The 22167-nt window shown below is 63.0% G+C and carries 22 protein-coding genes and 2 tRNA genes; 15 read left to right on the top strand and 9 right to left on the bottom strand.

Annotated features, from left to right (window positions below):
- The first annotated feature begins 3 nt into the window (after nt 1–3).
- Genes ACIQT2_RS17070 through pknB form a run of 5 tightly spaced genes read left to right on the top strand, consistent with a single transcriptional unit; the run spans nt 4 to nt 8346 of the window.
- Entirely contained in the window at nt 4–1698 is a 1695-nt protein-coding gene (locus ACIQT2_RS17070; RefSeq protein WP_402948701.1) for a PP2C family protein-serine/threonine phosphatase, read from the top strand.
- On the top strand, nt 1695–3125 hold the full coding sequence (locus ACIQT2_RS17065; RefSeq protein WP_400334881.1) for an FtsW/RodA/SpoVE family cell cycle protein: 1431 nt from the start codon (nt 1695–1697) through the stop codon (nt 3123–3125). Before ACIQT2_RS17070 ends, ACIQT2_RS17065 begins: the two co-directional genes overlap by 4 nt.
- Nucleotides 3122–4579, top strand: coding sequence for a penicillin-binding transpeptidase domain-containing protein (locus tag ACIQT2_RS17060; RefSeq protein ID WP_400334883.1), 1458 nt, complete (start codon nt 3122–3124; stop codon nt 4577–4579). The genes ACIQT2_RS17065 and ACIQT2_RS17060 overlap by 4 nt, the downstream gene beginning before the upstream one ends.
- Complete coding sequence (locus tag ACIQT2_RS17055; RefSeq protein ID WP_400334885.1) at nt 4576–6408, top strand: protein kinase; 1833 nt, start codon at nt 4576–4578, stop codon at nt 6406–6408. Before ACIQT2_RS17060 ends, ACIQT2_RS17055 begins: the two co-directional genes overlap by 4 nt.
- 6 nt (nt 6409–6414) lie before the next feature.
- Entirely contained in the window at nt 6415–8346 is a 1932-nt protein-coding gene (gene pknB / locus ACIQT2_RS17050; RefSeq protein WP_402948698.1) for a Stk1 family PASTA domain-containing Ser/Thr kinase, read from the top strand.
- 93 nt (nt 8347–8439) lie between these two features.
- Here the strand turns inward: pknB and ACIQT2_RS17045 are convergent, their stop codons facing one another.
- From ACIQT2_RS17045 to ACIQT2_RS17035, 3 genes are read right to left on the bottom strand one after another with little or no spacing between them, the layout of a single operon-like run.
- Nucleotides 8440–9081 (bottom strand): aminodeoxychorismate/anthranilate synthase component II, encoded by a 642-nt coding sequence (locus tag ACIQT2_RS17045; RefSeq protein ID WP_402948695.1) that lies wholly within the window; start codon nt 9079–9081, stop codon nt 8440–8442.
- Nucleotides 9078–9248, bottom strand: coding sequence for a hypothetical protein (locus ACIQT2_RS17040; protein ID WP_397324240.1), 171 nt, complete (start codon nt 9246–9248; stop codon nt 9078–9080). Before ACIQT2_RS17040 ends, ACIQT2_RS17045 begins: the two co-directional genes overlap by 4 nt.
- Before the next feature lie 3 nt (nt 9249–9251).
- The gene (locus ACIQT2_RS17035) at nt 9252–9968 is read right to left on the bottom strand and encodes a class E sortase (RefSeq protein WP_400335072.1); all 717 of its coding nucleotides are present in this window, start codon (nt 9966–9968) and stop codon (nt 9252–9254) included.
- A gap of 259 nt (nt 9969–10227) precedes the next feature.
- Between ACIQT2_RS17035 and ACIQT2_RS17030 the strand changes: the two genes are divergently transcribed.
- From ACIQT2_RS17030 to ACIQT2_RS17000, 7 genes are all read left to right on the top strand, one after another.
- Entirely contained in the window at nt 10228–10482 is a 255-nt protein-coding gene (locus ACIQT2_RS17030; protein WP_387437502.1) for a cell division protein CrgA, read from the top strand.
- A 44-nt stretch (nt 10483–10526) separates the two neighbouring features.
- Nucleotides 10527–11036, top strand: a complete 510-nt coding sequence (locus tag ACIQT2_RS17025) for a methylated-DNA--[protein]-cysteine S-methyltransferase (protein WP_402948692.1) — start codon at nt 10527–10529, stop codon at nt 11034–11036.
- The gene (locus ACIQT2_RS17020) at nt 11036–11584 is read left to right on the top strand and encodes an RNA polymerase sigma factor (protein ID WP_402948689.1); all 549 of its coding nucleotides are present in this window, start codon (nt 11036–11038) and stop codon (nt 11582–11584) included. The genes ACIQT2_RS17025 and ACIQT2_RS17020 overlap by 1 nt, the downstream gene beginning before the upstream one ends.
- A complete protein-coding gene (locus tag ACIQT2_RS17015; protein ID WP_402948687.1) occupies nt 11581–12207 on the top strand; it encodes a methylated-DNA--[protein]-cysteine S-methyltransferase in 627 nt (208 codons plus the stop codon). Before ACIQT2_RS17020 ends, ACIQT2_RS17015 begins: the two co-directional genes overlap by 4 nt.
- On the top strand, nt 12204–12920 hold the full coding sequence (locus ACIQT2_RS17010) for an alpha-ketoglutarate-dependent dioxygenase AlkB family protein (protein ID WP_402948684.1): 717 nt from the start codon (nt 12204–12206) through the stop codon (nt 12918–12920). Before ACIQT2_RS17015 ends, ACIQT2_RS17010 begins: the two co-directional genes overlap by 4 nt.
- Before the next feature lie 85 nt (nt 12921–13005).
- The gene (locus tag ACIQT2_RS17005) at nt 13006–13608 is read left to right on the top strand and encodes a DNA-3-methyladenine glycosylase I (RefSeq protein ID WP_402948681.1); all 603 of its coding nucleotides are present in this window, start codon (nt 13006–13008) and stop codon (nt 13606–13608) included.
- A gap of 724 nt (nt 13609–14332) precedes the next feature.
- Complete coding sequence (locus tag ACIQT2_RS17000; protein ID WP_402948678.1) at nt 14333–14959, top strand: GyrI-like domain-containing protein; 627 nt, start codon at nt 14333–14335, stop codon at nt 14957–14959.
- A gap of 81 nt (nt 14960–15040) precedes the next feature.
- On the opposite strand, the gene ACIQT2_RS16995 is transcribed toward ACIQT2_RS17000, so the two are convergent.
- Both ACIQT2_RS16995 and ACIQT2_RS16990 read right to left on the bottom strand, forming a co-directional pair.
- Nucleotides 15041–15895, bottom strand: coding sequence for a rhomboid family intramembrane serine protease (locus tag ACIQT2_RS16995; protein ID WP_400334903.1), 855 nt, complete (start codon nt 15893–15895; stop codon nt 15041–15043).
- A gap of 9 nt (nt 15896–15904) precedes the next feature.
- Nucleotides 15905–16447 carry a peptidylprolyl isomerase gene (locus ACIQT2_RS16990; RefSeq protein WP_397324233.1) on the bottom strand — a complete coding sequence of 181 codons (543 nt, stop codon included), beginning with the start codon at nt 16445–16447 and terminating at the stop codon, nt 15905–15907.
- 153 nt (nt 16448–16600) lie between these two features.
- On the opposite strand from ACIQT2_RS16990, the gene ACIQT2_RS16985 reads away from it, so the two are divergent.
- Nucleotides 16601–17500 carry a hypothetical protein gene (locus tag ACIQT2_RS16985; protein ID WP_402948675.1) on the top strand — a complete coding sequence of 300 codons (900 nt, stop codon included), beginning with the start codon at nt 16601–16603 and terminating at the stop codon, nt 17498–17500.
- A gap of 124 nt (nt 17501–17624) precedes the next feature.
- The gene (locus tag ACIQT2_RS16980; RefSeq protein ID WP_402948672.1) at nt 17625–18503 is read left to right on the top strand and encodes a glycosyltransferase; all 879 of its coding nucleotides are present in this window, start codon (nt 17625–17627) and stop codon (nt 18501–18503) included.
- Nucleotides 18504–18531: 28 nt separating this feature from the next.
- Here the strand turns inward: ACIQT2_RS16980 and ACIQT2_RS16975 are convergent, their stop codons facing one another.
- Complete coding sequence (locus ACIQT2_RS16975; protein ID WP_402948669.1) at nt 18532–19440, bottom strand: DMT family transporter; 909 nt, start codon at nt 19438–19440, stop codon at nt 18532–18534.
- 103 nt (nt 19441–19543) lie between these two features.
- On the opposite strand from ACIQT2_RS16975, the gene ACIQT2_RS16970 reads away from it, so the two are divergent.
- Nucleotides 19544–21541 (top strand): beta-N-acetylglucosaminidase domain-containing protein, encoded by a 1998-nt coding sequence (locus ACIQT2_RS16970; RefSeq protein ID WP_402948666.1) that lies wholly within the window; start codon nt 19544–19546, stop codon nt 21539–21541.
- Nucleotides 21542–21683: 142 nt separating this feature from the next.
- Here the strand turns inward: ACIQT2_RS16970 and ACIQT2_RS16965 are convergent.
- The 3 genes from ACIQT2_RS16965 to ACIQT2_RS16955 all read right to left on the bottom strand — a co-directional run bounded on the left by ACIQT2_RS16965 (nt 21684) and on the right by ACIQT2_RS16955 (nt 22067).
- Nucleotides 21684–21759: transfer RNA gene (locus tag ACIQT2_RS16965), tRNA-Ala, on the bottom strand.
- A 70-nt stretch (nt 21760–21829) separates the two neighbouring features.
- The gene (locus tag ACIQT2_RS16960; RefSeq protein ID WP_400334914.1) at nt 21830–21949 is read right to left on the bottom strand and encodes a DLW-39 family protein; all 120 of its coding nucleotides are present in this window, start codon (nt 21947–21949) and stop codon (nt 21830–21832) included.
- 44 nt (nt 21950–21993) lie between these two features.
- A tRNA-Ile gene (locus ACIQT2_RS16955) sits at nt 21994–22067 on the bottom strand.
- Nucleotides 22068–22167: the final 100 nt, after the last annotated feature.

Raw genomic sequence — 22167 nt, 5'->3', positions numbered from 1 at the left:
TCCATGGCCGCCCCACAGACCACCGAAGGCAAGGAAACGCCGGCGGAGCGCCCCCTCATCATGCGCTACGCGGCGCGCTCCGACGTCGGTCGGATCCGCTCCAAGAATGACGACTCCGCTTACGTGGGCCGCCATCTTGCTGTCGTTGCCGACGGCATGGGTGGTCACGCCGGCGGCGATGTGGCCTCGGCATCAACGGTCCTGGACATGATCCACCTGGATCACGACGATTACCCGGACGGCGCAGACACTGTCCTCGCGGACGAGATCCAGACCGCGAACTCCCTGCTCTCCGAGCTGGTGCACCAAAATCCCAAACTTTCCGGCATGGGCACCACCGTGACGGCCCTGCTCCTTGAGGGCCGGAAGCTGCACTTCGCGCACATCGGCGATTCCCGCGCCTACCGCCTGCGCAACAAGAAGTTCGAGCAGGTCAGCATCGACCACACTTTCGTGCAGCGCCTCATCGATGAGGGCCGCCTGCGCCCGGAGGAAGCCGAAACACATCCCCACAAGAACGTCCTGATGCGCGTCCTTGGCGATGTTGACGCCAGCCCCGAACTGGACCTGGACATCCTGGACGTCGAACCTGGCGAACGCTGGCTGCTGTGCTCCGACGGCCTGAACTACGTAGCCGGACACGTCGTGGAGCGCAAGGTCCGCGAGATCAAGGACCTTCGCGAGTGCGTGGAAACCCTGGTGGACCTGACCCTTGAAGCGGGCGCCCCGGACAACGTCACCGTCGTGATGCTGGAGATCGCGGAAGAAACGGACGACGACGTCAGCACGGCCGCCGTCGACGTCGTACCTCCCGCGGCACCCGCCCAAGCCGAACAGGCGGACACGGTCACCGCCAGCAAGTCAGCGGATGAGCCGCCAGCCGCCAAGGACGAGGCGGCGGACGCAGCAAAAGACACCAAGGAACCTGCCGCAGGTTCCTCGTTCAGCGCCCACGGTCCTGGCGACGAGGATCCTGCTGCCCCAAGCAAGGAACCAGCCAAGGACGAGTCCTCCGAGGACAAGGAACCTCCTGCCACGACCGATCCGCACCTGGGCGAGCACCTGTCCGCCGAGGTCCTGCGCGAAGAACTGGCCAGCCGGCCCCACGAACTGGTTGGCGCGGCGGCGACAGCTGCTGAGACCGGCTCGATTCCCACGGTGGCAGGCCGCACGGTGGCCCGCCGGGCAGCAACGGTCCTGACGCACAAGGCCGAACAGGACCGCCTTGAACTCGAAGAACCTCCGCGGCGCCGCATCCGATGGCTCATGCCTGCCGTGGCCGCCGTCGTGGTCCTTGGCGTGGTGGTGGGTCTCTGGCTCGGTTACGCCTGGACCCAGACCCGCTACTACGTGGGCGAGTTCGACCAGCGCGTTGCCATCTACAACGGCATCTCACAGCGGCTCGGCCCCATCCAGCTTTCCCGGTTGGAGTCGGTAACGGACCTTCGCGTCGACTCGCTGCCCGAATACGGCCGGCAGAGCGTCCGCCAGACCGTTCCCGCGGGAGACCTGGATGACGCCCAGCGGATTGTGGAGAACCTGAAGAACTACGGCAGCGCTTCAGCAAGCTGCCCCAGCTCTTCCCCCACCGCAACTCCAACCCCCTCCCCAAGCACCAGCGTTCCTGTTCCCAGCACGGCAGCGATTGCCACACCAACGCCCTCGCCCGTCCCGACTCCATGTGAGGCGGCAAAATGATCCAGACCGAAACAACACCCAAGCCCCGCCGGAACGTCGAACTGGTGCTCATCGTCCTGGCCCTGGCCGTGGGCATCGGCGCCAGTGCTTTGGTGAGCATCAATTCCGAGTCCGGCCTGGACAGCGATTTCTGGTTCCAGTCCAGCTTGCTCGCTGTGGCTGCCTTTGCCTTCCACGTGGTCCTCCGTCTCCGGGCTAAATATGCCGATCCGGTAATACTTCCGATTGTGGTTGCACTCAACGGTCTTGGCCTCGCATTGATCCACCGCATGGATGCTCCGGGCGAAGACACAGGGAACAACCAGCTCCGTTGGACGCTCATTGCCATGGCCGTGGCCATCGCCGTCATCTGGTTCCTCAAGGACCACCGGATTTTGCGGCGCTTCACGTACATTTCCCTGGCAGTCAGTGCCCTTCTGCTGATCCTGCCTTTGGTTCCGGGCATCTCCGCCGGCGAGGTCCTCGGCGCCAAAGTGTGGATCCGTGTTGGTCCCATGACCTTCCAACCCGGTGAAATCGCCAAGATCACCTTGGCCATCTTCTTCGCGGGCTACCTGTCCTCCAACCGGGACCTCATCCTGTTGGCCGGACGCAAGATCGGGCCCATGCAGTTCCCGCGCTTCAAGGACCTTGGTCCCATGATCACCGCGTGGTTGGTGAGCATCGGCGTGCTGGTTTTCCAGCGCGACCTCGGCTCGTCCATCCTCTTCTTCGGCCTCTTCATCGTCATGATCTACGTGGCCACCAGCCGTATCTCCTGGGTAGTCATCGGCCTGGTCCTGATCCTGGGCGGTGGCTTTGTTGCCTCCAAGATCTTCTCGCACGTCGCGTTCCGCATCGACAGCTGGATCAACGCCTTCACACCGGAAGTCTTCGGACGGTCACCCGGCGGCAGTGGGCAGATTGTCCAAGGCCTGTTCGGCATGGCCGACGGCGGGCTCGTGGGAACGGGACTGGGCCAGGGCAGGCCGGACCTTGTTCCCTTTGCCAACAGCGACATGATCGTGGCACTCATCGGCGAGGAACTTGGCCTGATTGGCCTGTTCGCCGTGGTGATGCTCTACCTGCTGCTGTTCACCCGCGGCTTCCGTGCCGCACTGGGCACCCGGGATGCGTTCGGCAAGCTCCTTGCGTGTGGCCTGTCCTTCGCCATCGCCCTGCAGTGCTTCGTGGTGATCGGCGGTGTCACCCGTTTGATCCCGCTGACCGGCCTCACCACGCCGTTCCTCGCGGCAGGTGGTTCGTCGCTCCTGGCCAACTGGATCATTGTTGGATTGCTTCTCATGATTTCCAACACGGCACGGGGTCCAGTGGACACTACACCCATGGTCAACAAGCCGCCGGCAACCAGCAGCACCCCGGCTGCCCGTAAGCCGGCCACCGGACAAACCCCCAGCACACCAACAGAGGCGGTGAAGCAGCAATGAACCAGGCTATTAGAAGTTCGTGGATGGCTGCCGTCGCCATGTTTGCCCTGATCCTCGGCGCCATCAGCTACGTGCAGGTGATCGGTGCCGACGATCTCAACAAGAACCCCTGGAACCAGCGCGCCATCCTCGCGTCCTTCTGCAACGACCGCGGGGCCATCATCGTGGCCGGCACGCCGATCGCCGAATCCGTCACGGGGACCGAGTCCTGCGCTTTCCAGCGCAAATACACCCAACCCGAGCTGTACGCCGGCATCACGGGCTACTTCTCCAAGGGCTTTGGTTCCACAGGCCTTGAGCAGTCCATGGGAGATACGCTCGCGGGCAACTCTGACCAGCTGTTCCTGGACCGCGTCAGCCAGATGTTCCTCGGGAACGAGCCCAAGGGTGCCTCCGTGGAGCTGACCTTGGACCCCGCCGTCCAGAAGCTTGCCTACGACCTGATCCCGGACGGCCAGCGCGGCTCCATTGTGGTGACGAACCCGAAGACCGGCGCCATCCTGGCCATGGTTTCCAAACCGTCCTACGACCCCAACCTGATCGCCACCCATGACACCAAGGCGGCGCAGGCCAACTACAACGAGCTGAACCAGATTCCGGGCATCAACCTGAACCAGAACGTGAGCGGCCCTACGGGCAACCTGCTGTCGCCGGGCTCTGTCTTCAAGCTGATCGATACCGCTGCGGCGTTGAACTCCGGGAAGTACAACAAGGACAGCGAGCTCCCGAACCCCTCCAGCCTGCCGCTCCCGGGATCCAGCGCAAGCCTCCCCAACTATGCCGGCGGTAACTGCAATGTCCGGGAGACGGCGTCGTTCTCCTTCGCCCTGGAGCAAAGCTGCAACACGCCGTTCGCCAGCATCGCTTTGGACCTGGGCCAGGACGCCATCCGCACGCAGGCCGAAAAGTTTGGTTTTGGCGACAACTTCGGTGACCAACTGAAGCTGCAGATGGCACCGAGCGTCTTCCCGAAGGACCTTGACCAGGCACAGCTGGCCCAGTCCTCGGTGGGCCAGCGCGACGTCAAGGCGACCCCGTTGCAGATCAACCTCATGACCGCGGCCATTGCCAACGGCGGCGTGCAAATGAAGCCAAACCTCGTCAAGACCGTCAGGTCCCCGGATCTCCGCGTCATCAGCGAGACCAAGCCCGAAGCCCTCCGCACCAGCACCACGGCTCCCATTGCCGGCCAGATCACCGAGTGGATGACCAGTGCCGTGGACAACGGCATCGCCAACGGCGCCGCTGTTTCCGGCGTCAAGGTGGCCGGGAAGACCGGCACCGCGGAGCTGGGCGATTCAGGCCTGAACAACTCATGGTTTACCGGGTTCGCCCCGGCAAACGACCCGCAAGTGGCCGTCACCATCGTCATGGAAGGTGTGGATGTGCTCAGCGGTGCCAAGCTAACCAGTCCGAACGCAAAGAAGATTTTTGAGGCGGTGTTGAATAAGTGAGACCTACTTCGGGAATCACACTCGGCGGCAGGTTCCAGTTGACCAGTCGCATTGCGATTGGTGGCATGGGCGAGGTCTGGAAGGCCAAGGACCAGATCCTGGGCCGGATCGTGGCCATCAAGGTGCTCAAGGAGGAATACACCGGCGATCCCGGCTTCCTGCAGCGCTTCCGTGCCGAGGCCCGCCACACAGCACTGCTCAACCACGTGGGTATCGCCAATGTGTTCGATTACGGCGAGGAAGCCGGCTCGGCGTACCTGGTCATGGAGCTTGTTCCGGGCCACCCGCTCAGCGCCATCCTTGAGCGTGAGCAGGTGCTGTCTCCGGACATGACGCTCTCCATCATTTCCCAGACGGCACGTGCCTTGGCTGTGGCGCATGCGCAGGGCCTGGTGCACCGCGACATCAAGCCCGGGAACCTGTTGATCACGCCGGACAACCGGGTCAAGGTGACGGACTTCGGCATCGCCCGCCTCGCGGACCAAGTGCCGCTGACCCAGACCGGACAGGTCATGGGAACTGCCCAGTACCTCGCACCGGAACAGGCCACCGGCCAGACCGCCACGGGGTCCTCGGACATCTACTCGCTGGGTGTCATCGGCTACGAGTGCCTCACGGGCCACCGGCCGTTCTCCGGCGAGTCGCAGATTGCCATTGCCCTGGCCCAGGTGAATGACGCTCCGCCACCCCTTCCGGAGACGCTTCCCACCCCGGTGCGCGCGCTGCTCATGTCCATGCTGGCCAAGGACCCGAAGAACCGTCCTGCCAACGCCATCAAGCTGGCCGAGGCGGCGGAAGCCATCCGCAACGGCGACATCGCTACGGCACACGCCGCCGTTCCCGGCATGCTCCTCTTCGAGGGTGCCACCGGCCCCATCACGGCTCCGGTCAACACTGCGACGGCTCCGACGGGCGTGGTTGCCTCGCCGTTCGGAAAAGAGCAGTCGACGACGGCGACCTCCGCACTTCCGGTGGTTGGCGCCGCCGCTGCCGGGGCTGCTGCAGGCGCCGCGGCCGCTTCGTCGGACAACGCTTTGACCCGTGCCAACGCCTTGGAAGCAGAACGCCAGCTCAACGACGACGAGACCGTCTACAGCGACGATGACGGCAACTACGACGACCAGGAACCGGAGCGCAAGAAACGCAGCCCATGGACCTGGCCGCTCGTGGCGTTGATCCTGCTGGTCCTTTTTGCCTTGGTTGGATTCCTGATTTCACAGTCCGGCTTCTTCTCGCCGAGCCCCAGCCCCAGCAGTTCCTCCTCCAGTCCCAGCGTGTCCTCGAGCCCCACCAGCAGCTCAGCCTCACCAACGCCGTCCCAGACCTCGCAGACGCCGACTCCTTCGCAGTCCACGCAGTCCAAGATCAATGTGATCCCGGAGCAGTTCCAAGGACAGCAGTTCCCGAAGGTCAGCTCGGAACTACGGGCAATGGGCCTGGGCGTTGACGGCCAGGAGGTCTTCAGTAACACGGCCGCACCGGGCGAGGTCATCAGCCTCAACCCAACCGGTCCGGTTGACCCTGGCACCACCATTACCGTCCAGTACTCCAAGGGTCCGGAGATGGTGGCTGTCCCGAGCATCGGCGTGGGCCTGCCCGAGGACCAGGTACGCGGGCTCATCGAGGGCGCAGGCCTTCGTTGGGTGGCCGGCGATCCCGTCAACGGCTCCCCGACGCAGCAGCCCGGGACGTTCGTCCGGTCTTCGCCCGCTGCGGGCACCAACGTGGAAGCCGGCTCGCTGGTTACCTACTACCTGTCCAAGTCCGTGGTCCCCACTGGCCCGTCGTCATCGTCCAGCGCGAGCCCCAGCGCCCAGGCAACCAAGTAGTTCACCATGTCAACGTCACGGCCCGGTCCGGCACACCGAGAGGAAAGCACGCCTGTGTCTGAACAGCGCATCCTCAACGGTCGCTACGAACTCGGTGAGCTGATCGGCCGTGGCGGCATGGCAGATGTATACCGCGGAACGGATACGCTCCTTGGGCGGACCATTGCGGTTAAAGTCCTCCGGGCGGACCTCGCACGCGATCCGCAGTTCCAGGCCCGCTTCAAGCGCGAAGCGCAAGCCGTAGCTGCGCTCAACCACGCCTCCATCGTGGCCATCTTCGACACGGGTGAGTACTCGGTCCCCGGCGGCCCCGGAGAGGACGTACGCGTCCCGTACATCGTCATGGAGTTCGTCTCAGGCCGTACCTTGCGGGACATGATCAAGGCCAAAGAGCTGACGGTCGAGGACTCCATTGGTTATACCCTCGGTGTGCTGTCCGCCCTTGAGTACAGCCACCGGGCCGGAATCGTCCACCGGGACATCAAGCCCGCCAACGTGATGGTCTGCGGAGACAGTGGCGACGTCAAGGTCATGGACTTCGGCATCGCACGCGCCATGGCGGATTCGTCCGCCACCATGACCCAAACGCAGGCCGTGGTGGGAACGGCGCAGTACCTGTCGCCGGAGCAAGCCAGGGGCGAGACCGTCGATGCCCGCAGCGACCTCTACTCGGCGGGTTGCCTGCTTTTCGAGCTCCTGACGGGTCGTCCGCCTTTCGTGGGCGACAGCCCGGTCTCCGTGGCCTACCAGCACGTGCGGGAAACTCCCGATCTTGCCAGTGCCCACAATCCCGAAGTCTCCGAGGCCCTCGATTCTGTCCTGACCAAGGCCCTGCAGAAAAACCGCAGCGACCGCTTCCAGGATGCCGCGGCCTTCCGCCGCGCCCTCAGGGCAGCGAGCAACGGCATCCCGGTACCTGCCGTCGCCGCCAGCGAGGCTCCTACGGATCCCAACGACCTTGTGGATGACGAGGGCCCCGCAACCCAATTGCTGAGCGCCACCGCCGTCGGGTTCCTCGACGTGGACCAGATCAACGAGGACCCCGAGCGGGCCGGTTACAACGAGCCGCAGGCCTACGCCACCCGCGCCCAGGAGGAACCGCTTCCCCTGGGCCTCCCACCGGAACGGGAGCGGACCCCACGGCAGAACTCCCGCCGTCGTGCGTGGGCAGCCACGCTCGCCATCTTCACCATCCTGGTCCTTGCCGGCGCCGGATTCTGGATCTACAGCGTGGTCAACACACCCCCGCCCGCGCCCGCCAAGGTGGCTGTTCCCACCGTCGCGAACATGTCCGAGTCGCAGGCGATCCAGGAGCTTTACGGCGCCAAGCTGGTACCCAAGACGGCACGCGTGGCCAGCGATTCGGTGGCCAAGGACATGGCCATCGGCACTTCGCCAACGGCCGGAACCATGCTCGAGCAGAACGCCGAGGTGACCCTCAGTATCTCCAGCGGCCCAAGTTCCGTGACCATTCCGAAGGACATCGCTGGGCGCACGGAAGCGGACGCCAGGGACTACCTCCGAAGCCTGGGAATCACTGGCACCATCTCGACCGTCCGGACCAACAGCCCCACAGTCGCTGCCGGCCTGGTGATCACCACGGGCCCTGCGCCCGGAGCACCCATAGCTGCCGGGTCCAACGTGGAATTACAGGTCTCCTCGGGCAAGGTGCTCGTGCCGCAACTCATCGGCCTTGCGCAAGCAGAAGCCGAGGCCGTCCTGAAGGAAAACGGCTTGGTGATGGCCGTCGTCGAGCAGGAAAACAGCCAAGTGGAACCCGGCAAGGTGACCGCCCAAAGCGACGCATTCAACGTCGAAGTGGATCAGGGCAAGACCATCACTGTCACGGTGGCCAAGGCGCCGGCCCCGAGTCCCACTCCCACACCGACGCCCACGGACAAGCCGAAGCCCTCGCCGTCAGCCACCAAGAAGGACTGACGGCCGCGCCCACCAGCCTCCGCGTGCTGCTCCTTCGTCGCTTTGACGCACGCTTCCGGCTGTCGGCTCGCGACAGTCAGTGCTCTCCGGCAGCTAGTGCTGGATCAGCGGGCTCAGCTTGGCGGCACGTTCGGCGGCGCCCTGCATGCCCAGCGACTCCAGCCAGTTGCCCAGCATCTGGTAGCCGCCTTCGGTGAGCACGGATTCCGGGTGGAACTGGACACCGCACAGCGGTGCGGTCTTGTGCTGCAGGCCCATGACCACGCCGTTGGTGGTTTCGGCGGTGATCTCCAGGACATCCGGGAGGGAATCGCGGACAGCAGCGAGTGAGTGGTAGCGGGTCGCCGTGACCGGGGAGGGGAGTCCCGCGAAGACGCTCTTGCCTTGGTGCTGTACCGGCGACGTCTTGCCGTGCATCAGTTCCGGTGCGTGGGTCACCACGCCACCGTAAGCTTCGGCGAGGGCCTGGTGGCCCAGGCAGACGCCGAACATTGGTTTGCTGTTTTCGCCGCACCACTTGATGAGCTCAATGCACACACCCGCTTCGGCAGGCGTGCCGGGACCAGGCGAAACAAGGACGCCGTCGCGGGCTGCAGCGAGTTCCTTCGCTTCAGCGAGCGTCACGTCGTCGTTGCGGACCACGGTGGTTTCGGCACCGAGTTCCTGCAGGTATCCAACAAGGGTGTAAACGAAGCTGTCGTAGTTGTCTACGACCAGGATTTTTGTTGTGCTCATGGCTGCTGTGCTGCACCAATCGTTGAGTCGGTCAGGGTGGTGAATTGGGAAAACCAGGGGAAAAGGAACTCGACCATAAGTACCAGGGCCGCTCCCACGAGGACCACTGAGGTCAGGATCCGCACCCACAGGGGTCCGGGAAGGTTACGGAAAATCCAGGCGTACATCCGCTATCCCTTTCCTTGGGCTTGGGCGACCAGGGCGGCAATGTCCGACGGCGGTCCGGCTGACGAAGGTTGCCAACTGTCCAGTACTGAGTAGGCGATGATTCGTTCCTGTGACCCGAAACGGGGGTTGCAACTGGTCATGGTCAGGATGCTTTCGCTGGGGGTGGCCCCTTGTTGGGTAGGGACGGGCAACAACACGTCGGTCCGGCTCGGAAGCACGATCTGGTTGTTGCGGAAAACGTAGGTGTAGTAGCCGTCTTTGGTCTGGACGTAGATCTTGTCGCCCGGTACCAGGGTGTGGATGCTGTCCAGGACGGCGCCGTGGGTTTGCCGGTGCCCGGCCACGGCAAAGTTTCCAACCGCTCCGGGCATGCTGGTGCTTCCGTAGTGCCCCAGGCCCAACGTGTCCAGGACGTCGGATCCGGTGCCCTCAATGATGGGGCGCGTGTACGTTGCCCCAAAGCGGGGAACGTACATGATGCCAATGGTTCCACCGTTACCCGGTGCCGTACCCACCACGGGCTTGCCGTAGTCTGCCGGTGCGGCGGGCGTGACGGGGCCGGTGAACTCCTGCGCGAAGCTCTTGACGGCCTCGGTCTGCTTCGCGTCGGCCTCGACGTTGGTCCACCAGAGTTCCCATGCCACGAAGAGAAGAAGGACTACGCCGGCGGTGATGAGCAGTTCACCGATGATCTGGCTGATTTTGCGGACTACATCCATGGGCCGGAGCTGCCGGCGCGGGGCTTTGTTCCTCCGGCTTTCGGCAGACGGCACAGCAGCAGCGGCTGAGGTCTGCTGGTGCGCCACGGGCTCTCCTCGTCTGGGGACGCGGGCGGCGCAACCGGCCCTTTGGTTACGGCTAGACTTGACAGCTAGACCAACCCGGAACGCCGCTGGCCGTTGACCGCTGGAATTTTCCTTCCTGCAGGATATCAAGGCAGGCTGCGACGGGTTTATGTGAACCAGCCAAGGAGGATCCGTGCCCGAGTCCAAGCCCCGCAAGCGGCCTGCCCGTCAGGAACAGCAGACTTCCGCTGCGCAGCAGTACAAGCCGAATCCGGTCTGGTACAAGCCGGTGATGTTTGGCCTCATGATCATCGGCCTCATCTGGATCATCACCTTCTACATCACTGAAGGGCAATTCCCGGTCCGGGATTGGGCCTCATGGAACATCGTGGCCGGCTTCGGCATTGCGATCGTCGGCTTCCTCATGACTACCCGCTGGCGTTCCTAGAAACTCCAACCTCACATTTCCGTGCCAGTGAACGTCTACAGGGTATGAACAGCAGGCACACCACCATGGATTCCCCGTTGGGGCAGTTGACGCTGACTGCCCGCGGGGAATTTTTGACGGGCATCTTTTATGAGGGCCACTGGCATTTGCCGCCAACCGAGTACTTCGGAGACGCGGTGGATCCGGAGGATACCGTGTTCTCGCAGGCCGAGTCAGAGCTCCGTGAGTTCCTGGACGGCACCCGCACCCACTTCGGCGTAGCTTTCAAGACCAGTGGGAATCCCTTCCAGGAGCGGGTCTGGGAGCGGCTGCAAAGTATTCCGTTCGGGGAAACAGTCACGTACGGCGAGTTGGCCGCCGAGTTGGGCGATCCCCATCTGGCCCAGGCTGTCGGATCTGCCGTGGGCCGCAACCCGATCAGCATCATCATTCCCTGCCACCGCGTGGTTGGTCACAAGGGCCAGCTCACGGGCTACGCCGGAGGGTTGGCCAACAAGCGATTCCTGCTGGAACTGGAGGAACCCGCGTCCATCAGAGAGAGCAAACTCTTCTGATGGGTCCCACTGCGGCTGTACCCATCAAGAGACCCTTCGAGGCGGTGGTCCAGGACCACGGCGCCACGGTCCTTCGGGTGTGCCGCGCGGTACTTGGAATCCACGAGGCCGACGATGCTTGGTCCGAAACCTTCCTCGCAGCCCTTAAGGCGTATGGCGAACTTCCAGCGGACGCCAACGTCGAAGCCTGGCTCGTGACCATCGCACACCGGAAATGCCTTGACCTGCTGCGGGCCGCGGGCCGGCGCGCGGTCCCTGTGGACGCACCCCCGGAGGAGCCGTCCCGGATCGGTATCCCTGGTGATGGGCACGCGGATGTCCTCGAGGCCGTGGGCCAGCTGCCGCCAAAGCAGCGCCAGGCCGTGGCCTACCACTACCTGGCAGGGCTTCCCTACAAAGACATTGCAGAGCTGCACGGCGGCACTCCCGAGGCCGCGCGTCGGGCTGCAGCGGACGGCGTCAGGGCACTCCGGACGGCCCTCGCCGGCCAATCCATGAACTCCCACCCCACCCTGGTATCGGCAACACCGAAAGGAGCCTCCCGATGACCCCCGAATCCTCCGCGGACCACGGCGACGTCGCCACCCTCCTGAAGCCCTTGGATTCCGGACTTGAAACGGCACTGGCCAGCCTTCATGCCCGCCTGATCCGTGACGCCCTGGATGACAATTCGCTGGAGATCGCCTACACGGTAGTCGACTCTCCGGTTGGCAAACTCCTGCTTGCCGCCACCGCGCAGGGGATGCTGCGTGTGGCCTTTGAATTGGAAGACCACCAAGCAGTCCTCCAACTCCTCTCGGACAGCGTGAGCCCCGCCATCCTGAAGGCTCCGTCCCGCTTGGACGAGGCCGCCAGGCAGCTGGACGAATACTTTGGCGGCACACGTCACAGCTTTGACCTTCCCCTCGATTTCCGGCTGGCACGCGGGTTCAGGCTGGATGTCCTCCACCACCTTCCCCGGATCGCCTACGGCAGCACAGAGAGTTACGCCCAGGTGGCCCAGGCCGCGGGCAGTCCCAAGGCCGTCAGGGCAGTCGGCACCGCTTGTGCCACCAACCCCTTGCCGGTGATCGTTCCCTGCCACAGGGTAGTCCGCTCTGATGGCTCGTACGGCGGGTACCTTGGCGGCACCGACGCCAAACGCACCCTGTTGGCCCTGGAGGCGGCATGAGCGATGACGCGCTGTTTCCGGTGGAGCTTGTCCAGCCGGACACGCACGACGCCGGTCCCCGCCTGATTGCCCCGGGTGCAGTCCACGTGCCGGGTTGGCTCACCCTGGAGCAGCAGCGATGGATCGTGGACCGCTTCGGAGAATGGACCCGTGGCCCGGTTCCACTGCGTGCTGCCACGCTGCCCGGCGGCCACCAAATGTCCGTCCGGACCGTATGCCTCGGCTGGCACTGGCAGCCGTACCGCTACACACGGGAGGCTACGGATGTGAACGGCCGTCCCGTTCTGGACTTCCCGGACTGGATGGTGCGCCTCGGCAGGAAGGCTGTCGCGGCCGCCTACGCCCCGGAACTGGCCAAGGACTCATCATTGGCTGACCTGGCCGTGGACTACACCCCGGACGCAGCCTTGGTGAACTTCTACAACAATGCTGCAGCCATGGGCATGCACCAGGACAAGGATGAGCACTCTAACGCGCCGGTGGTTTCGCTGAGTATTGGCGATTCCTGCGTCTTCCGCTTCGGAAACACAGAGACCCGCACCAAGCCGTACACGGACGTCCACTTGCGCTCCGGAGACCTCTTCGTCTTCGGCGGCGCTTCGCGGTTCGCCTACCATGGCATCCCCAAGGTGCATCCCGGAACGGCACCCGCGGACTGCGGGCTCTCCGAGGGGCGGATCAATATCACCATGCGCGTCACAGGATTGTCGTAGCCAGCAGGCAGAATAATCCACAGAACACCCACCCGTGGCAGGCCGCACCCTGGCTGCTGCGGAGGATGCCACAGAGGAGCACCGCATGACCCCGGGAGAGAACGGCACCATCATTGGCGAGGACGGCCTTGCGCGGCCTGTATGGGCCGCATCAGATCCGTTGATGCAGTCATACTACGACCATGAATGGGGCATGCCGGTCCGGGACGAGCAGGGGATGTACGAGCGCATCAGCCTCGAAGGCTTCCAGGCGGGCCTGTCCTGGGCCACCATTCTCCGAAAACGCGAGGCCTTCCGGAAAGCCTTCATGGACTTCCACCCGGAGAGTGTTGCGGCTTTCACTGAGGAAGACGTCGAAAGACTGATGCTGGACGACGGGATCGTCCGCAACAGGCTCAAGATCCGCGCTGCCATCACCAACGCCAAAGCCACCATTGCCTTGCGTCAAGAGGGTGGGCTGGTTGACTTCGTGTGGTCCTTCAAGCCCGAGTCCACGCCGGCACCCAGAACCCTGGCAGACATAGCCACCACGTCGCCGGAGTCCACCGCCCTTTCCAAGGCCCTCCGCAAGAAGGGTTTCGCCTTCGTCGGTCCCACCACCATGTACGCGCTCATGGAAGCCATCGGGATCATCGACACCCATTTAGTGGACAGCCACCGGCGCGGGTCCTCGGGCGTCTGGGGTTAACCGCCGGGGTTAACTGCCGGGGTTAACCGCCGGGGTTGGCCACCGGTCTGTCCACAGAAGTGGGTAAAGTTATCCACAATCGGGGATAACTCGTGTGGACATCCACGCATTTGTTGCCCTCTTCGCCGCCATTGCGGCAATGACGGGCCTCCAACGGTTCTGAACAGGGTTATACCCACTGTGCATCACCCTGTGGATAGTGTTCGCTTCTTCATGGAAAGTTCACCTCCGGAGCATTGCGTCCTTCGCTCTGCGCCGGGCTGCCCGGGTTCCCCTAAGAGGCCCCGGCAGAAGTTGTCCTGACGGCGACTATCCACTTAACAACAAGCGACTACACACAAGTTATCCACAGATGGGGAAAAGGTGTGGGTTGATGCCGAGAAACCCGCGAATTGGCGGGCTCTCCGGGGCTCATCCACTCCTGAACTACACAGCTGTAAGTTATTAACAGTGTTGATAACCCTGTTGATACACCCTTATTAACAGGGGTATTAACAGGGTTTTCCACAGCTCGAGCCCCAAGCGTCCGTTTGTCCACATAATCACCCTCTACGGGGACAAAGTTATCCACAGATGTGGATGAAAACATGCCAAACGGGGGATATCTACCCGCTGTTCCCCGGATGCAGGCCTCGTTAAGGCTAACTACACAGATGTAAGTTACACACAGTGTGGATAACATCTGTGGATAAGCAACATGCGGGGCTGTGAACGGGGGAGAGGCATGGGCGGCGAGACCAAGATTGACTTCAAACGGGAAATCCACAGCTACAAGGCCCGTGCAGGGCAGCTGGAACTGGTGACTGTTCCTCCGCTGCAGTTCCTCATGGTGGATGGGCACGGTGATCCCAATACGGCCCAGTCCTACACGGACGCGCTATCCACCCTTTATCCCGTGGCCTACACGCTGAAGTTCTTCAGCAAGAAGGAGCTGGGCCGCGACTATGCAGTCATGCCTCTGGAGGGCCTGTGGTGGTCGGAGGACATGGCCAGCTTCACCAGCTCGCGGGATAAGTCCAGATGGGACTGGACCATGATGATCATGGCTCCGGACTGGATCACTCCGGAGCACGTGGACGCAGCACGGGAAACTGTGGCGGGCAAGGGCGGTGCCCCCGCACTGGACTCACTCCGCCTGGAAAGCCTCGATGAGGGCTTGGCTGTGCAGACCCTGCACGTAGGCCCATACGACGCTGAGGGGCCGGTACTGGAGGAAATGCACCATGGCTACATCCCGGAGAACTCGCTGCGGATGACCGGCAAACACCACGAGATCTATCTCAGTGATGCCCGAAGGACTGCTCCGGAGAAACTCAAAACCATCCTCCGGCAACCCGTAGCCCGCGACTGACCCTCCCAACTAAGTCGCAGTTGTGCGCGTTTTGGACGTTCAAAACGCGCTCTGCTGCGACCTACTTGGGTGGAAGTACAGCTAGCCGGCAGAAACGCGGAACCAGGTAACGATCGCCAGAAGGGCTGCAACCAGGACCAGTCCACCCACTTGAAGGAGTGCCTGATTCTTACCGCGGGGAGCGTAGGCGATGGCCGCTGCAGCCAGGCCGCCAGTAATCAGGCCACCGAGGTGGGCTTGCCAGGCGATGCCCGGGATGAAGAAACCGATGGCACCGTTGATGGCTATCAGGACCCACAGCTGGCGGGTTTCGCCGCCCCGATGGCGCTGCACCACCAGCATGGCCCCGAAGAGACCGAAGATCGCACCGGAGGCACCCACAACACCGATGGCAGGTTCATCGGGCGTCAGGAGCAGGAACCCCACAGAACCACCCACGGCGGACAACACGTACACTGCCAAATACCGGACACGCCCGAGCAAGGGCTCAAGGGCTTGACCGAAAATCCACAGGGTGTACATGTTCAAAACGATGTGGAGCAGGAAGCTCTGCGAGTGAAGGAACGCCGCCGTCAACATCCGCCACGGCTCCTGCTCCGCCAAGACGTTGGCGAACGCAAACTCTCTGTAGACGGCGTTTCCAGGGACAATCCACTGCAAAATGAAAACCAGGACGCACAACGCAATGATCGTGTACGTCACCAAAGGCCGGCCCACGGCCAAGGCCCCGCCATACGCAGAGCGGTAGGCCGGCGTCGTGCGTTTTTGCTCGTTGACGCAGTCAACGCATTGGAACCCGACGGCGGCCGCCCGCTGGCACTCCGGGCACGCAGGGCGCCCGCAGCGCTGGCACCTGACGTAGGAGGGCCTGTCCGGGTGCCGGGGGCACACCGGAATATCAGCGGACGGCTCGGCCGACGGGACTCCGTAGCTCATGGGTTCTGGCTAGAGCTGTTCGATGTCGATGCTGTTGATGACAACGTCTTCAACAGGACGGTCGCCCATACCGGTGCGGACGCCCTCGATTGCGTCAACAACCTTGCGGGATTCCTCGTCCGTGACCTCGCCGAAGATGCTGTGCTTGCCGAACAGCCAGTCGGTGTTGACCGTGGTGATGAAGAACTGGGAACCGTTGGTGCCCTTGCCCATCTGGATGCCGGCGTTGGCCATGGCCAGCTTGTACGGAGCGTTGAAGGTCAGCTCGGGGTGGATTTCGTCATCGAAGTTGTAACCGGGTCCGCCGACGCCGCGGCCCAGGGGATCGCCGCCCTGGATCATGAAGTCCTTGATGATCCGGTGGAAGATGGTGCCGTTGTAGAGCGGGGTGCCGGTCTTGTCTTCGCCGGTCTCCGGGTGGGTCCAGGACTTTTCGCCAGTGGCCAGGCCAACAAAGTTGGCGACCGTCTTGGGGGCGTGGTTACCGAAGAGGTCAACCTTGATGTCGCCCAGGCTCGTGTGGATTGTTGCTTTTGCGGTTGCAATGGTCATGCGCCCATTGTTTCATGCAGGGTCAACGCCGTGGCGGCCCTAAAGCCGGTTCCGCGCTCGGTGAAATCCGGCAGGAATCTTACGGATGAATGGCCCGTCTTCCTTGGGACACGTAGGCTAGCAACAAACCAGCATGTGTATCGGGAGGTAGTTGTGAAGAAATCAGACCGTATTGCCCGCGACATTGAGCACTCTGTTGCATCCGGTGTTGACAACGCCCGCGACTGGGCGGCACCACGTGTTGAAGCAGCCGTCAACTGGGCTGTTCCGCGTATCCAGCACGGTATTGACAGCGCATCTCCCAAGATCCAGGAAGGCCTGAAGTCGGCCGCCCATAACCTTGCGGACGGCGTCGAGAAGGTCACCCCGAAGATCCAGGACGGCCTTGCCCAGTTGGCGCCGAAGATCCACGACGCCGTCGAGGACGCAGCACCCAAGATCCAGGAAACCCTCAACAAGGCCACACCGGCTTTGGGCGTTGCCCGGGACAAAGTGGTTGATGAGTACCTGCCTAAGCTCTCCGAGCAGTTGGGCCACGCCTCGGTAGCCGTGCACCACGCCCTGGAGAACGCTCCGGCACAGGTGGACGCCGTGGCACAGAAGCTGGTGGACTCGGGCGTCGTCCACAGTGTCCAGGAACAGGCACAGGCCACCGGCAAGCACATCAAGGCTGTTGCCGATGAGACCACCAAGGCTGTGTCCAAGCAGCTGGGCAGGCAGCAGAAGCCCAAGAAGCGCGGCTGGCTGGTAGTCACCGTGATCGCGGCCGCCGTTGCAGCCGGTGTAGCTGCCTGGAAGGCTGCCAAGCCGGTTGAGGACCCGTGGAAGACACCATCACCGGTGACTCCCACCCCCGCGCCCGTTCCGGCTGACGCTGCGGCCTCGGCCTCGGCCAGCGCCAAGGAAGCAACTGCCGCAGTGGAAGAAACCGCCAAGGACGTCGCAGAAAAGGCCGAGGACACCACCGCCAAGGTTGCCACCGACGCCAAGACGGCCGTCAAGAACATCGCTGCCAGCATCCACAAGGATGAGGAAAAGGGCTCCGAAGCCTAGGCGCCACGGCTCACACAGCTGAAGAACACTGAAGGGATCCCGTCACCGGGGTCCCTTCAGTGTTAGTCAGCTTGTAACCCGGGCGTCCGCCGGTGGCGGAGGGCCGGGTGTTAGATTTGAAGGGATGTCAGCTGATAGACCCTTGGTGGGTGAACTCAAGGACGTCCCGGAGCCTCCGGGCGTTTCAATTGTCATCCCGGCGTATAACGAGGAAAGCGTTATTCGCCAGTGCCTCATCGCTGCCATCTACCAGTCTGTTCCCGCCGAGGAAATCATCGTGGTGGACAACCTGTCCACGGACCGCACCGCCAGGATCGTGCGGCAGATGCAGCAGGAATACCCCGAAAGCCCCATCATCCTGCTTCGACAGGCTGACAGCCAGGGCCTCATCCCTACGCGCAACTACGGCCTCAACCATGCCAAAGGCGAGATTGTGGGCCGCATTGATGCCGACTCGGTCCTTGAACCGGACTGGGTTGAGCAGGTCCAAAAAGCCTTCGCCGACCCCACCGTCCAGGCAGCTACCGGACCCGTGGTCTATTACGACATGCCCATGCGCCGCTTCGGGCTGAAGGCCGACGACAAAATGCGCCAGCTGATGCTCCGGCTGGCCAAGCACCAGTACCACTTCCTTTTCGGCTCCAACATGGCACTCCGGCGCTCGGCGTGGGAAACCATCCGCGACGAAGCATGCCTCGATGAAAAGGATGAGATGCACGAGGACATTGATTTGTCCCTGCACCTGGCAGAACACGATCTCCATATCCAGTATTGGCCGCAGATGGTCTCCGGAATGTCCGCGCGGAGGCTTGAGGATTCCCCGCGGGATTACCGGTACTACGTCACGCGGTTCGACCGGACGTACAAGGCCCACAACGTCAAGAAAATGGCCTTGAAGGCACCCATGGTGGTCTTCTTCTCGGTGTACTTCCCCGCGAAGCTGCTGCGCGCCATCCACGCGGCCAACGCTGCCCAGGGCGGCGTCCGGCGCGGGGGCATGTAACCCGCTTAAACGCACGACGGCGGCTGCTTCAGTCCGCGCCCAGCTCGGCTTCGCGCCGGTCTTCTTCGATCCGGCCGCGCCGCTGCCCGATTACCACCACGGCCAGGCCAACCAGGATCAATGCCAGCCCGGCGTAGGTGCCACCGGGAAGAGTCTCGTTCAGGAAAACGGCGGCGAGGATGGCCGCCCCGGGGATCTCCAGCAGGATAATCATGGACACCACCAGCGGACTCATGGTGGCCAGCAGATGGTTGAACGCCGTGTGCCCCACCAATTGCGCGCACACGGTGATGGCGATAATCCCAAGCCAGCCTCCGGCGTCGAACCCTGAGAGCGGCTGGCCGGCCACCAAGGCCATGACGGCAACCAGCGCGGCACACATTCCGTAGCAAAGCGCCGTATAGGTTCCGGTGCCCATCGTCTGTCGGGCCCTGCCCCCAGCGAGGGTGTAGAGGCCGGCCAAGGCGCCACCGGCCAGAGCCAGGACATCACCAAGGAGTGCTTCGGGGGAGGACCCCATGTCGAATCCGGTGATGGCAACTACACCACCGAACGCAATTCCCAAGCCAACCAGCACCGGCCAGCGGTGTCTGGTTCCCCGAAACAACTGGAAGACGGCAATCCACGCTGATTGCAGGCAAACCAGCGCCGTGGCCGCGGCAACCGACGTCAGCTGGAGGGCTGTGATGAAGCAGGCGAAATGGAAGGCCAGGGCAACAGCCGCAAACGCCGACCACCCGAATTCGCGCCGGGTGACCCGGCCGAATTGCCTTGGGGTGCGGATAGCTACGGGGGCGGCCATCACCACGGCGCCAATCGCGTTCCGCCAAAAGGCAATCGCCAGGGCTGTCACCGAGGTGGCACCCAGTGTGCCGGCGATCAGTGGACCGGAGGAGGCGACGCCCAAAACACCCAGGGCGGAAATGAGGAGGTTCACGCATCAACCTTAGTGGGGCAGGAAAACCGGAACCGCACTATCTGCGGCGTGATCAGTGTGATTGTCTTGACACATCGTTTCAGAAACCCAGGGAGATACCTGATTGAACGCAGCACCCGCCCATCCCGGAGCCAAGCGGAGGCGCCGGGCCTTAATGCTGTCCGCTGCTGCGATCCTGGTAGCCGCACTCGTCGCGGGCTGGTTTATTGCGTCCAAGGACCGTCAGCCCACCCTTGGCGGCCACCCAGCAAGCCTTCCGGGCATCTATCCGGTGCCACAACGCGCAAGCGCCTCGTCCGGTCCTTCGGTGCCACTGAACGGTCGGGTGTACATCGTGGCGCCACCGGGGACGGACCAGCCGTCCCTTGCAGCGGTCCAGGACCTGGTGAAGGCCAGCGGCGGCACCGGTGAGGTGGTAGCTACAGTGGACGATCCGGCCGATGGTTCCTCCGCTGTCTACCTTGGAACCTCGGAGGGATCTTCCGCAGGAACGATGCTCAAGGAGCTCGGGCGGGACAACGCGGACTCCAACCAGGAAGCACTCAAGCGGGCCGAAGGCTATGCGATGGCCACGGGAACCTCCGGAGGGATCCCGACGGCGGTCCTCGCCGGAAGCGACGCGGACGGCCTCTTCCACGCCGTCCAGACCCTTCGCCAAGTACTGAAGGACGGTTCAGTACCTCCAATCCGCGTCAGTGACTGGCCGTTGATGGAGACCCGCGGTGTCATCGAAGGCTTCTACGGCACGCCCTGGTCCCATCAGGCCCGTCTGGACATCATCGAGTTCGCTGCCCGCCAGAAGATGAACACCTACATATATTCCCCCAAGGACGATCCCCTCCTGCGGGACAAGTGGCGGACGCTCTACTCGGACCAGGAGCTCACGGAACTGCAGGAGCTCATCGATACCGCCACGGCCAACCACATCCGCTTCACGTACGCGTTGTCGCCAGGGATCGATGTTTGCTATTCGCGGGACGCGGACCTGGAAGATGCCATCACCAAGCTCGAGTCGCTTTACTCCTTGGGTGTGCGGTCCTTCGTCATTCCCTTGGACGACATCGCCACGAAGGTCCAGTGCTCCGAGGACGTCAAGGAATTCGGCTCCGGCCAAGCCAACCTCGCGAAAGCCCAGGCCTCCTTCCTGAACGAACTGAACCAGCGTTTCACGACCGGCAAACAGGGCGTCCAACCATTGGAAACAGTGCCCACGTTCTACTCCGGTTCCGGCAGCACGCCCTACAAGAAGGAACTCGGCCGGGCCCTGGATCCCGGAATAGTGGTGCAGTGGACCGGAGAGGACGTGGTGTCCCACCGCATCACCCGCGACTCTGCCGAAACCGCCCGGCGCAGCTACGGAACGCAAGGAGCGCCGCGGGACCTCGTCATCTGGGACAACTACCCGGTGAACGACTTCTCGCAGGACCACCTCTTCCTGGCGCCACTCATAGGGCGGGACGCGGACCTCCACCAATCCCTCCGCGGTGTTGTCACCAACCCCATGATCCAGCCCTACCTGTCCTTGCCCGCGATCTTCAATTACGCCGACTACTCCTGGAACGGCCCGGCCTACAATCCGCAAAAATCCATGGACGCCGCGCTGGCACAGGTTTCCGGTCCGGATCCGGATGTGCAGGCTGCCGTGAAGGCGTTCGTGGACCTAAACCAGGACTGGCAGGACGACGAACTCACACCATCGGCCCCGGCGCTGCGGCGCGATATCGACCAGTTCTGGAGCGATTACGACGCCGGCAGGTCACCTTCCGGAGGATTGCAGGCCCGTGCTGGGCTGCTTGAGCGCTTGCCCGAGCTCCTGCCGAAGATGGCAGCGCCTGGCTTCGCAGACGATGCAACGCATTGGGCTGCCGCCGCAGGCGAGTACGGCCGAGGCGTCACGGCGGCCCTGTCCATGCTTGATGCTGCGAAGAAGGGAGATTCGGCGGCAGTTGCCGATGGCCGGAAGAACGTCCAGGCAGCGCTGGCCTCCGCCGGCGCGAAAACCCAACCCACACTCGATCTGGGAGTTGTTACCCCCGTGCTGGGCGACAGCGAACTGAAGACCTTCCTGGAAAAGGCCCTCAAGACAGTCCCACCCAACTGAGTCGCATTTGTGCGCGTTTTGAGGGTTCTAAACGCGCACTACTGCGACCCAGTTGGGGGCCGTGGGTTGGGAGGTCCCTTCTCGGAAGGGGCCGGCGCTTAAACAAAAAAGTCCCGGTCATTCCTGACCGGGACTTTCCTTATGGTGGAGGCAAGGGGACTCGAACCCCTAACCCCCTGCTTGCAAAGCAGGTGCGCTACCAATTGCGCCATGCCCCCATAAGAAGCAACCCGTCAATCATACCCCACGTCCTGACTGGTTTTTGCCAGTTCAAGACCGGGATCCGGGCTAGTCCACCTTGTCGGTTGACTTGCTCCAGATATCTTTCCGGGCTTCGGATTCCTGGGCCTTTTTGTAGACCAGGACACCTGCGACCGCCGCTGCAACTACAACCAGCAACTTCTTCACAAGTACCTCGTTCCGGTTCAGTTTCCTGAACCTGTTAGGTTCCGTGGGCGTACCAGGACTTGAACCTGGGACCTCTTCGTTATCAGCGAAGCGCTCTAACCGCCTGAGCTATACGCCCCGATGCCTCATCGGGCCGAGATATGACTGTACAGCACATCCCGGCCCGATCTCAAATCGAGGCATTTTCGGCTCGGATTTCCGCGTGAATCAGCGTGAAT

Source organism: Paenarthrobacter sp. NPDC090522, assembly GCF_044769225.1.
GTDB lineage: Bacteria > Actinomycetota > Actinomycetes > Actinomycetales > Micrococcaceae > Arthrobacter.
The sequence above is the reverse complement of the archived record's forward strand: the minus strand, read 5'-3'. Positions and strand labels throughout refer to the sequence as shown.